The 15,197-nt window shown below is 61.2% G+C and carries 9 protein-coding genes and 1 pseudogene; 5 read left to right on the plus strand and 5 right to left on the minus strand.

Annotated features, from left to right (window positions below; translation table 11 throughout):
* The first annotated feature begins 9 nt into the window (after positions 1–9).
* Positions 10–1,563, plus strand: a complete 1,554-nt coding sequence (locus tag ROS217_RS11975; protein WP_040651401.1) for a trimethylamine methyltransferase family protein — start codon at positions 10–12, stop codon at positions 1,561–1,563.
* A gap of 77 nt (positions 1,564–1,640) precedes the next feature.
* A complete protein-coding gene (locus ROS217_RS11980; protein WP_009818016.1) occupies positions 1,641–2,675 on the plus strand; it encodes a hypothetical protein in 1,035 nt (344 codons plus the stop codon).
* On the opposite strand, the pseudogene ROS217_RS24105 reads toward ROS217_RS11980, so the two are convergent.
* Positions 2,676–2,840, minus strand: a pseudogene (locus ROS217_RS24105) (ureidoglycolate lyase); the annotation flags it as partial.
* A 115-nt stretch (positions 2,841–2,955) separates the two neighbouring features.
* Between ROS217_RS24105 and ROS217_RS11985 the strand changes: the two are divergent.
* The 3 genes from ROS217_RS11985 (at position 2,956) to ROS217_RS23200 (ending at position 11,152) form a co-directional block, all read left to right on the plus strand.
* A complete protein-coding gene (locus tag ROS217_RS11985) occupies positions 2,956–3,768 on the plus strand; it encodes a TIGR00282 family metallophosphoesterase (protein WP_040650563.1) in 813 nt (270 codons plus the stop codon).
* A gap of 210 nt (positions 3,769–3,978) precedes the next feature.
* Positions 3,979–5,694, plus strand: coding sequence for an SLC13 family permease (locus ROS217_RS11990; protein ID WP_009818019.1), 1,716 nt, complete (start codon positions 3,979–3,981; stop codon positions 5,692–5,694).
* A gap of 490 nt (positions 5,695–6,184) precedes the next feature.
* On the plus strand, positions 6,185–11,152 hold the full coding sequence (locus tag ROS217_RS23200) for a beta strand repeat-containing protein (RefSeq protein ID WP_009818020.1): 4,968 nt from the start codon (positions 6,185–6,187) through the stop codon (positions 11,150–11,152).
* A gap of 184 nt (positions 11,153–11,336) precedes the next feature.
* Here the strand turns inward: ROS217_RS23200 and ROS217_RS12000 are convergent, their stop codons facing one another.
* The 4 genes from ROS217_RS12000 to ROS217_RS12015 all read right to left on the minus strand — a co-directional run bounded on the left by ROS217_RS12000 (position 11,337) and on the right by ROS217_RS12015 (position 15,171).
* Complete coding sequence (locus ROS217_RS12000; protein ID WP_009818021.1) at positions 11,337–12,134, minus strand: phosphodiesterase; 798 nt, start codon at positions 12,132–12,134, stop codon at positions 11,337–11,339.
* Between the two features lie 3 nt (positions 12,135–12,137).
* A complete protein-coding gene (locus ROS217_RS12005) occupies positions 12,138–12,947 on the minus strand; it encodes a carbohydrate ABC transporter permease (protein WP_009818022.1) in 810 nt (269 codons plus the stop codon).
* The gene (locus ROS217_RS12010; protein WP_009818023.1) at positions 12,944–13,837 is read right to left on the minus strand and encodes a carbohydrate ABC transporter permease; all 894 of its coding nucleotides are present in this window, start codon (positions 13,835–13,837) and stop codon (positions 12,944–12,946) included. The genes ROS217_RS12005 and ROS217_RS12010 overlap by 4 nt, the downstream gene beginning before the upstream one ends.
* Before the next feature lie 77 nt (positions 13,838–13,914).
* Entirely contained in the window at positions 13,915–15,171 is a 1,257-nt protein-coding gene (locus ROS217_RS12015; RefSeq protein ID WP_009818024.1) for an ABC transporter substrate-binding protein, read from the minus strand.
* Positions 15,172–15,197 lie beyond the last annotated feature (26 nt).

Consider the following 15,197-nt stretch of genomic DNA (forward strand, 5'->3'; position numbering starts at 1 on the left):
AGATCGCAGATGACCCTAGAAACAGCCCCCCGTATGCGCATCGGTGGACGCAGTGCCCGGCGCGCCATTCGCAGCGCCCCCAAGGTCGAGATGCTGCCCGGCCTGACCCGGACTATCCCCGTCTGTGAGGTGATGGACGGATCGCAGGTTGAACGGATCGACGCCGCTTCGATGGATATTCTCGAGAACGTCGGGGTGCAGTTCCGCGATCCCATCGCGCTGGAGGATTGGCGCAGGGTTGGGGCCAAGGTGGTGGGCGAGATGGTCTATCCCGACCGCGGCCTGATCCGCGACCTGATTGCCACGATCCCGTCGGATTTCACCTATCATGCGCGGGATCCGGGCAAGAACGTGCGCCTTGGGGGGCCGCATTCGATCTTTGTGCCGATGACGGGGGCGCCCTACTTGCGTGATCTTGACGATGTGCGCCGCAACCCGATGCTGGCGGATCTGGCGATGTTTCACAAGCTGAGCCATATGATGCCCGCGCTGCATTCGAGCGCGCATCATATCGTGGAGCCCTATGATCACCCGATCAGCCAGCGGCATTTGCGCATCACCTATTCGTCGATGAAATACTCGGACAAGACCTTTATGGGCATGACCACCAGCCCCAAGAACGCCGAAGATGTGATGGAGATGTGCGCCATCCTGTTTGGGGCGGAGTTCATGGAACAGAACCCGGTGACGACGGGCAATTGCAACGGCAATTCGCCGCTGGTGTGGGACGAAACCATGTTGGGGGCGATGCGGGCTTTTTGCCGCCGCAACCAGCCGGTGCTCTGCTCGCCCTTTGTCCTTGGCGGGGCGAATACGCCCGCGAGCGTGCCGGCTACCGTCGCGCAGCTCAATGCCGAGGCGCTGAGCGCCTTGGCCTATACGCAGATCATCCGCCGGGGCTGTCCCGCGATCTATGGGCATTACCTGTCCACGGTGTCGATGAAATCCGGCGCGCCGATGGCGGGGACGCCAGAGATCAGTCTGATGAATTTCATGATCGGTCAGATGGCGCGGTTCTACGGCGTGCCGTGGCGCACGTCGAACACGTTGGGCGGGGCCAAAACGCTGGACGCGCAGGCAGGTTATGAATCGGCCACCACGCTTTCGGCGGTGATCCATGCCGGGGCGAATTACATCTGGCATTCGGCGGGCTGGAATGAGGCGGGGATGCATTGTTCGGTGGCGAAATTCGTGGTCGATGCCGAACAATGCGCCATGGCGTATCGCATGGCCGAGGGGCCGCAATGGGCCGATTTCGACGAGGCGCTGGCGGCAATCCCCGATGTCGGGCCAGGGGGGCATTATCTGGGACATCCGCACACGCAAGAGAATTTCCAGACGGCGTTTTTCATGCCGGACCTCTTTGACAACAACTCGATCGAGCAATGGGTGGCGGATGGGTCCAAGGACACGACAGAGCGGGCGCTGATCCATGCGCGGCGGATGTTGGAGGGCTATGTGGAGCCGCGGCTTGATCCCGGTGTGAATGAGGCGCTGTTGGAGTATATCGCCCGGAGGGAACGGGAAATTCCCGCTGCTGACGCGCTCAATCAGGAGTATTGACGCCGCACTCTTGCGATTGCCCGCCTTGGCCCCGACGTGCTAGCGTGCCGAAAATAGAGGCAGGCAGCCCCCGGACCATGAAAAAGACGGCACTGACCAAATATCAGCGGCTTGAGGCGGCGGGCCTTTGGCGGGCAGAGCCGACAGCGCAGCGGGTCGATGTGGTCGTGTCAGTCGGCGAGGCGACGCTGACCATCACCGATATGCGCGACCGGGTGCAGGCACATTGGTCGATTGCGGCGGTTGCGCGCGCCAATCCGGGGCATCGGCCCGCGATTTATCATCCCGATGGCGACCCCGGTGAGACACTGGAACTGGCCGAGAATGAAGACGAGATGATCGCGGCCATCGAAAAGCTGCGCGGCGTCGTGGAGCGTCAGCGGCCACGGCCGGGACGGTTGCGGTTTGTCGGCGTGCTGACGAGCCTTGCGGCGGTGGCGGCGCTCGTGCTGTTTTGGTTGCCCGGTGCGGCGCGGGACCATGCGTTGGGCGTGGTGCCGATGGTCAAGCGGGTTGAAATCGGTCAGGCGCTGCTGGGGCATCTGCAACGGGTGACGGGCCCGGTCTGCGATGGTCCGGGTGGGGAGGCCGCCTTGGCGCAACTGGCGCGGCGGTTGCCGCCCCGACGCGGTGAGGCGCGGTTCTTGATGGTGCGCGGCGGCATCGAGGGGGCGTTGCGGGTGCCGGGGGGTGTGGTCCTGATCAATGCCAATCTGGTTGAGGACCATACTGAGCCGGATGTGGTCGCGGGCCATATCATCGCCGCCCATCTGCGCGCCGAGGCGCATGATCCACTGGCAAAGATCCTTGAGGAGGGCGGACTGTCGGCGTCGCTGCGGCTCTTGGCGACGGGCGTGTTGCCCGATGATCTGTTGCGCGCGCATGCCGAGCGGTTGATGACCGAACCGCCCGAGCCGGTCGCCGCAGAGGCGATGCTGGCGGGGTTCGCCCACTGGCAAGTGCGCGCACGGCCCTATGCCTATGCGGTTGATATCACAGGGGAGTCCACAGTCGAATTGATCGAGGCGGACCCCTATGCCGGCACCGCGCCACCGCCGCCTCTGCTCAGCGATGCCGATTGGTTGCGCCTGCAGGAGATATGCGGCGGCTGATCACGCGGTCACGGTATAGGGCGCGTCGAACCAGTATTCTTCGAGATTGGCGCCCGGTCCGATCCGATCCAGAACGGCAAAGAGACCGGGGTCAGAGAGCGGCGTCAGCACTCCGTGCCAAGTGCCGCGATGCAGGGTGATCGCCTGTCCGGGTGACCGAGGCGTCGCATTACCATGTGCCGCTGTTGCTCTCGCCGTTTGGCTGTGCGACCTATCGCGGCAGGTGAGGCCGCGCATTGGCTCTTGCCCTTGGCGTGGCAGCGGCCTAACACCGATTTCCATGAAAATACTGTTTCTCGGTGATGTAATGGGGCGCGCGGGGCGTGCAGCGGTGGCGGATCGACTGCCCAAGCTGCGCGCAGCGTGGAAACTCGATTTCGTGGTCGTCAATGGTGAGAATGCCTCGGGCGGCATGGGGCTGACGGCGGCGCATGCCAAGGATATTTTCGCGGCGGGCGCGGATTGCGTGACGCTGGGCGATCATGCGTTTGACCAAAAGGACATGATGCAGGCGGCAGAGCGTGAAGGCGGGATCATCCGCCCGCTCAACTATGCCAAAGCGGCACCGGGGCGGGGACACCGCGTTTTCACCGACGGGCGCGGGCGCAAGGTGCTGGTGGCGCAGGTGTTGGGGAATGTCTTTATGCGTCGGGCCTATGACGATCCGTTTTCGGCGATTGATCCGATCCTGCGCATGCACCCTTTGGGCGGTGCCGTGCAGGCCGCGATTGTCGACATGCATTGCGAGGCGACATCCGAGAAAATGGCGATGGGCCATTTCTGCGATGGGCGCGCGAGCCTTGTGGTGGGCACCCACACCCATATTCCCACGGCGGATGCGCAGATCCTGCCCGGCGGCACCGCGTTTCAGGGTGATGCGGGTATGTGCGGCGATTACCTGAGCGTGATCGGCATGGACAAGGCCGAACCGATGCGCCGCTTTGTCACCGGCATGACCAAAGAGCGCTTTACCCCCGCATTGGGGGCCGTGACGGTGTCGGGCGTCTATATCGAAACCGATGATGCCACTGGGCATGCCACGCGGATCGAAATGGTGCGCCAAGGCGGGCGGTTGGAACAGGCGGGCCCCTGATCGGGCGGCATGCGCAACAAATGCAGGCAAACGACCACAGCGACCGATCCTGTTGTTCCTCTCTTGCGCGTGCCTGACAGATCACGCTTGCCGCGTCATTCGGGATCGTGGAAACTGGTGCGGGACCAGAAGAGGGCATAGTAAGTGATTGAGATTTTAGGCGTCTCCCAGACCGGACAGGCGGTTTTGACGCTGGTCGTCGTACTGGCGATGTTCGTGCTCTTTGTCCGCGAGGTCTATCCAACCGAAGTTGTGGCCATCGCTGGGGTGGCGGTGCTTTTGGCGCTGGGTGTCCTGCCCTATGGCACGGCGCTTGATGTCTTCTCAAACCCTGCGCCCTGGACGATTGCAGCGATGTTCATCGTCATGGGGGCGTTGGTGCGCACTGGCGCGCTGGATGCCTTTACGTCGCTGGCAGAACGGCAGGCCAAGGATAGCCCTCGTCTGGCCATCGGGATGCTTTTGCTGGCGGTTGTCGTCGGCTCGGCCTTTATGAACAACACGCCGGTAGTTGTGGTGATGATCCCGGTCTTTGTCCAATTGGCGCGTAGTCTCAAGATGCCTGCTTCCAAGTTGCTGATTCCGCTGAGCTATGCCGCGATCCTTGGGGGCACCACGACGCTGATCGGCACATCGACCAACCTCTTGGTCGATGGTGTGGCCCGTGCGGCGGGCATGGCCCCCTTCACGATCTTTGAGGTGACGCCGCTCGGTATCGTGCTGGTGCTCTGGGGGGCGATCTATCTGCGCTTTTTCGGTCCGTTTCTCTTGCCTGCGCGTGACAGCATGGCCGATCTCTTGTCGGACCGCTCCAAGATGAAATTTTTTACCGAAGCGGTGATCCCGCCCGAAAGCAATCTGATTGGCCGTGAAGTCACCGGGGTGCAGCTCTTTAAGCGCGATGGTGTGCGGCTCATTGACGTGATTCGGGGCGATCAATCGCTGCGTCGCAATCTGGTGGGGGTGACTTTGCAGGTGGGCGACCGGGTGGTGCTGCGCACGCAGATGACCGAGCTTTTGAGCCTGCAACGCAACAAGAGCCTGAAGCGGGTCGATCAGGTCTCGGCGGTCGAAACGACGACGGTCGAGGTGCTGATCACGCCGGGCTGCAAGATGGTCGGGCGGTCCTTGGGCGCGTTGCGGTTACGGCGACGCTTTGGTGTCTATCCGCTGGCGGTGCATCGCCGCAATCAGAACATCGGGCGGCAACTGGATGAACTGGTGGTGCGGGTGGGCGATACGCTGCTGCTGGAGGGCGCGCCTGAGGATATTCAGCGCCTCTCGCGCGAGATGGAGATGGTCGATGTCTCGCACCCGTCGGCGCGGGCGTTCCGGCGTGGTCACGCGCCGCTGGCAGTGCTGGCGCTGGGGGGAATCGTGGTGCTGGCTGCGCTGGGCGTCGCGCCCATTCTGGCGCTTGCGGTGATCGCGGTGGCGCTCGTGCTCTTGGCGCGCTGCATTGATGCCGACGAGGCGTTTTCCTTTATCGACGGTCAATTATTGGCGCTGATCTTTGCCATGCTGGCGATTGGCGCAGCCTTGCAAGCCTCGGGTGCGGTGGAATTGCTGGTTGGGGGGATTGCGCCCACGTTGTCGGTGCTGCCGGGGTTCTTTGTGGTCTGGGCGATGTATCTCATGACCTCGTTTCTGACGGAACTCATCAGCAACAATGCCGTGGCGGTGGTGGTCACGCCGATTGCCATCGGGCTGGCGGATGCCATGGGGGTCGATGCGCGCCCCCTCGTGGTGGCGGTGATGGTGGCGGCGAGCGCCAGTTTTGCCACGCCGATCGGCTATCAGACCAATACGCTTGTGTACGGCCCCGGCGGCTATAAATTCACGGATTTCCTGCGGGTGGGCATTCCGCTCAACCTGAGTGTCGGGCTTTTAGCGAGCGCCTTGATCCCGCTCCTCTGGCCACTCTGAGGGCGGAGCGGCACGCGGTCTGGCAGGCGTCACGATAGGCGCGGCACGCGGTCTGCGGTCACGTCGCAAAACTCCGTCGCGGAAGATTAAGACAGTAAGGTTTACCCGCCACATCCCGTTCGGAAAAGCGCAAGCATTGGGCTATGCGCGCCTCAGTTTCTGATCGGTTTATATCCAATACGAATGCTCAGGATACTCACTTTAGATAGTATTGCGCATCCATTTTAATGATGTAGGTTTAGCGAGATTTTGGTTTGGATCGAGATATGGATATCCTATTGCACTCGGCTTTGCCACGCTTCATACCGGTCCTGCAAAGGTGACGGCGCAACCGCGCCGCAGCTTTCTGACATCAGATTGAGTAGAGACTTTGTCTCTTTATTTTAGTGACAGTCTCTCGAGTTCTGCTTTTTTGTGCATCACATCCCAATCGCAATACCCGACACGCGCTCGCGCGCGCGTTGCCTAAAATTGAGAAAGAGAATTACCCATGGCCACCTTTACAGTCACGACTCTTGAGGACGAAAATGACGTCGGTGCGAGCGTTGGTACACCTGGTGGCACCGGGCTATCCCTGCGCGAAGCTTTGGCTCTTGCCAATGACGAAGGGGCAAATCCCGGCGCAGATACCATTGTTTTCGCATCCGAAACGGGGGACGCGTTTGAGACCGGCGGAACGATCACGCTCGCTGGAACGCATCTGGTTCTGACATCAGATGTGACAATCGACGGGGACGTTGATGGGGATGGCACAGCGGATGTGACGCTCGATGGGAACAACCAGAGCCGCATTTTCTGGCAGGATGACAGCACGGCCATCATCAACGGCGTTAACCTGGTGAACGGGAACCCGCCGGGCACCAGTGGTCCAGACAACGCCGGGGGCGCTGTTTATGTGTCGAGCGGCACGTTCGACTTTCGGAACGGGACGATCAGTGACAATTTTGCGGAATATGGCGGCGGTATTTTCAGCTTTGGGACCGTCATTCTCTCGAATGCCACAATTTCCAATAACGTTTCCAACAGCACCAGATTTTCCGCAGGTGGATTGACGAGCATCGGCGAGGCAACGCTTACCAATGTCACGATCAGTGGCAATACCAGCAATGCTGGCGGCGGTGGGATGTACAGCTATGGCCCCTCAACGCTGACGAATGTCACGATTACTGGAAACTCGGCCACGACCGGAGGCGGGATCCAAAATTATGACGGGACTCTCACGATCACGGATTCGATCGTGATCGGCAACACCGGCGGTGACATTGTCACCGAGGCCGGAGCAACCACCAACACCGTCAACTCTATCGTCAGCGGCTTTTCATCTGCGGAGATCTTTGCTGCCGTTGACCCTGTCACGGGCGGCGGTCTGCTCGCGGACAATGGCGGCGGTCTTGAAACGGTCGCTCTTCTCGATGATCCGACCAACCCCGCAATTGACCAAGCGACTGCAGGTGCGCCGACAACGGACGCACGCGGCATTGAAGCCTTTGACGATTCGAATTTTGTGAACACCAACGGCAGCGCGCGCGATCTTGGCGCGTTTGAACTTACACCGGATCTGTCCAAGTTGGTTGTCACCACGCTCGACGATGTCGTTGACGAGTTCGACGGCGTGATCTCGCTGCGCGAAGCCATCGCCTTTGCCGACAGTCTGGCGGGAGAAAACACCGTCACATTCGACGCGTCGCTGGCTGGGGGCACGCTTGTCTTGACGCAAGGCGTCCTCGAGTTGACCGACGCCGATGGTGTCATAATCAATGGGGATATTGACGGGGATCTGGCCGCCGACATTACGATCAGCGGCAACGATGCCAGCCGGGTCTTTATGATCTCCGGGGCGGGCAACAGCGCGGAATTGCGAAGCCTCGACATCACCAACGGCTTTACGGCTGAAGATCGTGGCGGTGCCATATTTTCGGGCGCGGACACAAACATGACCTTGGTGAATTCCACGGTCCGCGACTCGGCATCATTCCTTGCCGCGGGTGGCATGACAATTTACGGCACTGCCAACGTCGTCAATTCGACCTTCACTGGCAACGCGTCGCAATACGTCACTGCCCTTGAAGTTTCGGGTGCCGATGGTATCGGAACCCTGGTCAATGTCACGGTGACCGGGAACACCGACACTGGCGGAATTGGCTTGAACGGTGTCGGGGCCATCGCCGGTCAGTTGACGATCACGAACAGCACCCTGCAGGGTGATACGGCGGTGTTCGCCGCCGGTACAGTCAATATCTACAATTCGGCGGTTGATGGGATTGTTGGCGGCTCTCTGGCCTCTGCCTATAACAACGTATTCAAGGACGCTCCGAGTATTACCAATGGAGCGGGCAACCTGACGAATGTTGCCGATCTCGGTCTTGGGGCGCTGGCCGACAATGGCGGTCCGGTCCAAACCCTTGCGCCGCAGATTGGCTCGGTGCTGATCAATGCTGGCGATGTCACCTATCTGCCGCTTGATACGGCGGATGCCGATGGCGACGGGGATCGAGCCGAGACCCTTTCGATTGCTGCTGATGGCGGTGTGCGCCTGCTCGGTAGCGGGCTAGAGGCCGGTGCTGTTGAATTCACACTGCCCGATGCCATTGACGACGCGTTCTCGACCGACGAGGCAACGGCAATTGGCGTGGGTCTCAACCTTTTCGATGCGAACGGCACGACGGCTGATAGTAGTGTGGACGGCAATCTTACAATCACCGCGGTCAACGGAGAGGCTGCGGATGTCGGAACGCAGGTGACCCTCGCGTCTGGTGCTCTTTTGCTTGTCAATGACGACGGCACGTTCTCTTATGATCCGAACGGTGCATTCGAAGCCTTGAGCGGGGCTGGCGGTGCCACTCCGCAGGGCACGGACAGCTTTACCTATACGCTCAACGGCACCGACACCGCCACTGTCACCATCACACTCAACGGCCTCAACGACGCGCCGGTGGCAACCGGCGAGACGCTGACCGCCACCAACGAAGATACCGCGATCACCTATGCGGCGGCGGACCTGCTTGGCAATGACAGCGATGTTGACGGCGACACCCTGAGCATCGCCAGCGTGAGTTCGGGCACCGGCGGCACGGCTGTGCTCAACGGCGACGGCACGGTCACCTTCACGCCTGACGCGGATTTCAACGGCGCGGCGGAGTTCACCTACACGGTGACTGACGGCACCGCGACCACCGAGGCGGTCACGGCCAGCCTGACGGTGACGGCGGTCAATGATGCGCCGGTGGTGGCAGGCGAAGTGCTGACCGCAACGGCAGAGGATACTGCGATCACCTATGCGGCGGCGGACCTGCTTGGCAATGACAGCGATGTTGACGGCGACACCCTGAGCATCGCCAGCGTGACCTCGGGCACCGGCGGCACGGCAGTGCTGAACGGCGACGGCACGGTCACCTTCACGCCCGATGCGGATTTCAACGGCGCGGCGGAATTCACCTACACGGTGACCGACGGCACCGCGACCACCGAGGCGGTCACGGCCAGCCTGACAGTGACGGCGGTCAACGATGCGCCGGTGGCAACCGGCGAGACGCTGGCCGCCACCAACGAAGATACTGCGATCACCTATGCGGCGGCGGATCTGACGGGCAATGACAGCGATGTTGAGGGCGACACCCTGAGCATCGCCAGCGTGACCTCGGGCACCGGCGGCACGGCTGTGCTGAACGGCGACGGCACGGTCACCTTCACGCCCGATGCGGATTTCAACGGCGCGGCGGAGTTTACCTACACAGTGACCGACGGCACCGCGACCACCGAGGCGGTCACGGCCAGCCTGACGGTGACGGCGGTCAATGATGCGCCGGTGGCAACCGGCGAGACGCTGGCCGCCACCAACGAAGATACTGCGATCACCTATGCGGCGGCGGATCTGCTTGGCAATGACAGCGATGTTGAGGGCGACACCCTGAGCATCGCCAGCGTGACCTCGGGCACCGGCGGCACGGCTGTGCTCAACGGCGACGGCACGGTCACCTTCACGCCCGATGCGGATTTCAACGGCGCGGCGGAGTTCACCTACACGGTGACCGACGGCACCGCGACCACCGAGGCGGTCACGGCCAGCCTGACGGTGACGGCGGTCAACGATGCGCCGACAGTTGCGCTCGACAACGTGGTGATGAGCCTGCCGGAAGATGTTGACACATCCAATCGGATCAAGGTGGCCGATATCATCGTGACCGATGATAGCCTTGGCGAGGCGGTTTTGGGCCTCTTGGGCGCAGATGCGGCGCTGTTTGAAATCGACGGTGCCGAGCTCTTTCTGGCGGCTGGCGCAGCGCTGGATTTCGAGAGTGATGCAGAGTTGCAGGTCAGTGTTACCGTGAACGACCCCACACTCGGAACAGGTGTAGAAGATACGGTGGGGCTGTTGTTGACCATCACCGATGTCGAGGAGAACGACACCTCGCAACCCATCGCTACACCGGGCCCTGACTCGATCGTCGGGGGTGCTGAAGCAGATATTTTCAACGGTCTTGCCGGTGACGATACCATGCTCGGTGGCAACGGGGATGACACGCTGGGCGGCGGCTCAGGCAATGATATGGTGCTGGGCGAGGACGGGAATGACAGTCTCGGTGGTGGGTCTGGATCGGACACGCTCAATGGCGGGTCCGGGAACGATACGCTTGGTGGCGGACTGGATGATGATTTCCTTGCCGGGGGCAGCGGTGACGATGTCCTATCGGCGGACACCGGGAACGATGTGATCGGTGGCGGTGAGGGGGACGATGTTCTCCGGGGAGGCTCGGGCAACGACAGTCTCTACGGCGGTGACGGCAATGACGGCGTGGCTGGCGGACAAGGCGACGATCTTTTGAAGGGCGGGGCGGGCGACGATTGGATCGCAGGCGGCGCCGGGGCCGATACAATCTTTGGTGCCAGCGGTAACGACACGATTGGCGGCGGAGTTGGAGTGGATTCGATACATGCCGGCTCTGGGGACGATGTGATTGCCGCTGGCGGTGGTGACGATAGCGTCAACGGCGGCATCGGCCATGACACGATTCTGGGTGGAGATGGACAAGACGCACTCAACGGTGGCGCAGGCCGGGATAACATCGACGGTGGGGCAGGCGACGACAGTATTGACGGAGGACTGGGTACTGACCTGCTTCAGGGCGGTCTTGGTGATGACCTCCTGTTTGGGGGCGGGGCCAACGATACCCTGGACGGTGGAGCCGGAGCGGACACGTTGCGCGGCGGTGAGGGCAACGATGTGCTGACCGGAGGATTTGGCGCGGATGTGTTTGTCTTTGCCAGTTCTGATGGTGCCGATACAGTGAGCGACTTTCAGGACGGGGTTGATCTGCTGGTCTTCGAGGGGGGGCTGGGTTTCTCGGATCTCACAATTACGGACACCGGCGAGGGGGCTGTGATCACTGGCACCGGGGGCAGCATCCTGCTTGCAGGCCTTGATGCGGACCAAATCGACGCTGCAGATTTCTTGTTCTGACTGTTCGGCGACCCTCTTTGAGCTTTCCGGTTTTTCGTTGAACGACCGGAAAGCTCTGATCCTTTGATTTGAGCGCGCCGTCCAGAAATCTCACTTGCCACGTCTTCGTTGAGGGGACGTTGCACACTCGCTTGAGGTGTCGGCTGCATCGATAGCGCCGATGCCGGTCTGCCACCGCGCCATCTCAGAACCGAAACGGGCCCTCGCCATGGCGCAACGGCAATTCGGTCCAGACCCCACCGGCGCCCGTGTCGATCAGTGCGCATCCCGTCGGACCTGTCATGAACCCAACCGGCGCATCCTCGCGCAGGTCCAGAGCGAATGCACTACAGCAGGAGGGGGCCGTCACAACCGGATGTCGTCCCAGAAGGCCATGATAGACGCCGTGCACATGCCCCGCGAGCACCCGGACCGGCGCATCATGCTGATCCAGAACAATCCTTAGAGCGTTGGGATTTTCAAGACCGATAGCATCCATGAACCGGAGTCCGGTCCGCAGCGGTGGATGATGCAGCGCAACCAGTGTCTGTCTGCCTCCTGCCGTGGACAGAGCCTCGGACAAGAGCGCGAGGCTTTCGTCGCGCAAAACGCCGCCGCCCTTGCCTTCGATCAGCGTATCAAGGCCGATGACGCGCGTGTCCCCGATATCGGCGATCCAGTCGATCAGGCCGGTGGGCCGCATCTCGGGGAGGTCGGAAAACGCGGCTCTGAATGTCTCTCGACCATCGTGATTGCCCGGCACCACAAGCAGCCTGTGTCCCAGTCGCATTAAGTCCCGGCGCGCAATCTCGTAGCTCTCGGTGCTGCCATCATCGCTGATATCCCCGGTCACAAGAACCGCATCAACTGGCCCAATCGCATCAAGCCGTGTGGTGAGCGTGTCTATGGCCAGGCGCAACAGGCGGGCTGTGTCGAGCTGACCGGAGACCAACTGACCCTCGGGGACAACATGAAGATCCGACAGGTGGAGAAAACGCGCCATGCTCTATTTGATCCCAGTGCGCAGAAAGGCCTGCACGAACTGTCGTTGAAAGACGAGGAAGGCGACCAACAAGGGGGCCACGGACATGAGTGTTGCCGCCGAGATCACGCTGATGTTCACGCCATTCTCGGGCGCACCAAAGATCGACAGCCCCACGGTCAGGGGCCTTGTGTCGGGTGAGTTGGTGACAATGAGCGGCCAGAGAAAGTTGTTCCAATGGGTCGAGACCGACACCAGCGCATAGGCGAGATAGGTGGGCCGCGCGAGCGGCACATAGACCCGCCAAAGGATGCCGAACCAGCCGCAGCCCTCGACACGGGCCGCATCGTGCAATTCAATCGGCACGCCCTTGAAGGCCTGACGCATTAGGAAAATGCCAAAGGCAGACGCCATATAGGGCATGCCCACCCCGAGGATCGTATCGAAGAGACCAAGGCGCGAGATCATCACATAATTCTCGACGATCAGCACTTCGGGCAGAATGAAAAGCTGCATCAACACCAGAATGAACACGACATCGCGCCCCGGAAACCGCACCTGCGCAAAGGCAAAGCCAGCCAGCGTCGTGACAAAGAACTGTCCAATCAGGATGACCGTCACCAGAAGGAACGTGTTGAGAAAATACTTGAGCCACGGCGCACCGGCCCAAGCGGTGCGGAAATTGTCCAGCGTCCAGGGGGCGGCGACGTTGAAATTCACCGCGTCCGAGGTTGTGTGAAATGCCGCCCAGAAGGCGAAGACCAGCGGTGAGATCCAGATCACGGCCAGAAGCAGCGCGCCGAAGGCCTCGAGATGTCGGAAGAGGCCGCTCATTGGTAATGGGTCCGCTTGTCGAGAATGGTGAACTTGATCCCCGCCACGAGGCCAAGCACCAACAGCACGAGGATCGTCATCGCCGCCGCCTGTGGTGCATCGAAAAAGGCGAATGCCATTTCCCAGATGTAATAGAGGATCAGTTTCGAGGCGTCGTTCGGGCCGCCCTTGGTCAGAATAAAGAGGTGGTCGATCAGCTTGACCGAGTTGATCAGGGCGTTGACCATGATGAAGAGCGTGGTCGGCATCAAGAGCGGCAGCACGATCCGGCGCGTGTAGGTAAAGCGACTGGCCCCCTCGATATCGGCGGCTTCCTTGAGGTCTTCGGGAATGGTCTGGAGGGCGGCGAGATAGAATATCATGAAAAACCCCGCCTCTTTCCAGATCGTCACGATGATCACCGCCCAAAGTGCGGTTTCCGGCTGGCCCAGCCAATTGACCGATGGCAGACCAAAGAGCGCCCCGATCTGATCCAGAACGCCCAGACCCGGCGTGTAGAAGAACAGCCACAGATTTGCGGCGGCAATCATCGGCAGCACGGTGGGCGTGAAATAGGCGGTGCGCACAAAGCCGCGTGCCGGGATCTTGGAATTGGCCCAAAGCGCCATGCCAAGGGCAATCGCGATGGAAATGGGAATTGTAGCACCCGCATAGATCAGGTTGTTCGTCACCACCTTCCAAAAGGTTGGATCGGCGAAGAGGTCCGTGTAATTCTCTGTGCCCACGAATTCACTGGGCTTGCGCCGCGTGTCCCGGCTGAAAATGCTGGTCCAGAGCGTCGCCAAGGACGGATAAAAGGCAAATGTCGCGAGCAGGATCGCGGCAGGCGACAGCATGAGCCATCCGTATATCGCCTGTCTGCGGCGTTCGGTGTTCACGTGACTTGCCATGTTCGGCCTTTTACCTTGTCATATGCCGGCGCCGGGCGGATGCCCGACGCCGGCGAACCGCCGGAGCGGTCGACGGATCAGCGGTAGTCTTTTAACAGCCGCTCGGCGGCGTCCTGCGCCTCGGCCAGTGCATCGGCGGGCGATTTGCTGCCCGTCAAGGCCGCCTGAATGGCGTTGTTGAGCCCATCGCGCACGCGCGCTGTTTCGAAGGTCGAGAATTCGGCAACGGCGTTCTCAAGCTGATTGCGCGCCACCAGTGCGGGCGGGAACTCTGCGGTATAGGCCTTGAGCGCGTCCGTTTCATAGGACGCAGGCGACACGCCCATATAGCCGGTCGCGATCGACCATTCGGCGGCCTGTTCGGGCGCTGTCATGAACTCGATCAGCTTGAGGGCTGCGGCGCGCTCTTCGTCTGTGGTGTCCTCGAAGACATAGAAGTTGCCGCCGCCGGTGGGCGAGCCGGGCCGCTCATTCGCCGGAAGCACCGACACCCCGAAATCAAATTTGGCTTCGTTCTTGACCGCCGTCAGGTTGCCGGTGGAATGCCACATCATCGCGGTCTGCCCTTCGAGAAAGGCCTGACGCAGCGTGCCCCACTCGACCGTGCCTTCGGGCATGATGCCATGCTCGGTCGAGAGCGATTTCCAGAATTCCATTGTCTCGACGACTGCCGGGTCGTCGAAATAGGTTTCCAGCCCGTCGCCGGACATCAGCTCCTTGCCGTTCTGGATGGCGAGCGCCTGAAACATCCAATAGGGATAGCCGGTCGAGGGGATCATCAGCCCGTAGGTGCCATCCTTGGTCAGGGCTTTGCCCATGCTGACCATCTCGTCCCAACTCGCCGGCGGGGCCTCGGGATCAAGGCCTGCGGCGCGGAACATGTCCTTGTTGTAATAGGCCACGATCGTCGAGCGCTGGAACGGGATGCCCCATGTCTTGCCCTCGATCCGGCCATTGGCCATCAGCGCGGGATAGAAGCTGTCGAGCCAGCCTTGGTCCACGCCTTCGATATCCTCGAAGGCCACAATCTTTTCCTGCTCGATCAGGTCATAGGCGTCGATGGAAAACATCACCGCCAATTGCGCAGGCTCTCCCGAGGCAAGGGCCGAAAGCGCGCGCACGCGCGTGTCATCGTAATTGCCCGAATAGATCGCATTGACCTTGATGTCTGGGTTGGCCTCTTCGAATTTGGCGACGATGCCATCAACGACCTCGGTCAGCGCACCGCCAACCGCAATCGGGTAATACATCGTCAATTCGGTTTGCGCAGCCACCGGCGCGGCGGTCAGCGTCGCCAAAGCGGTTGCCAGAGTGATCTTTCTTATAGTATTCATGATTTTCTCCCAAGAATTAAAGACGG

It is taken from the genome of Roseovarius sp. 217, assembly GCF_000152845.1.
GTDB lineage: Bacteria > Pseudomonadota > Alphaproteobacteria > Rhodobacterales > Rhodobacteraceae > Roseovarius.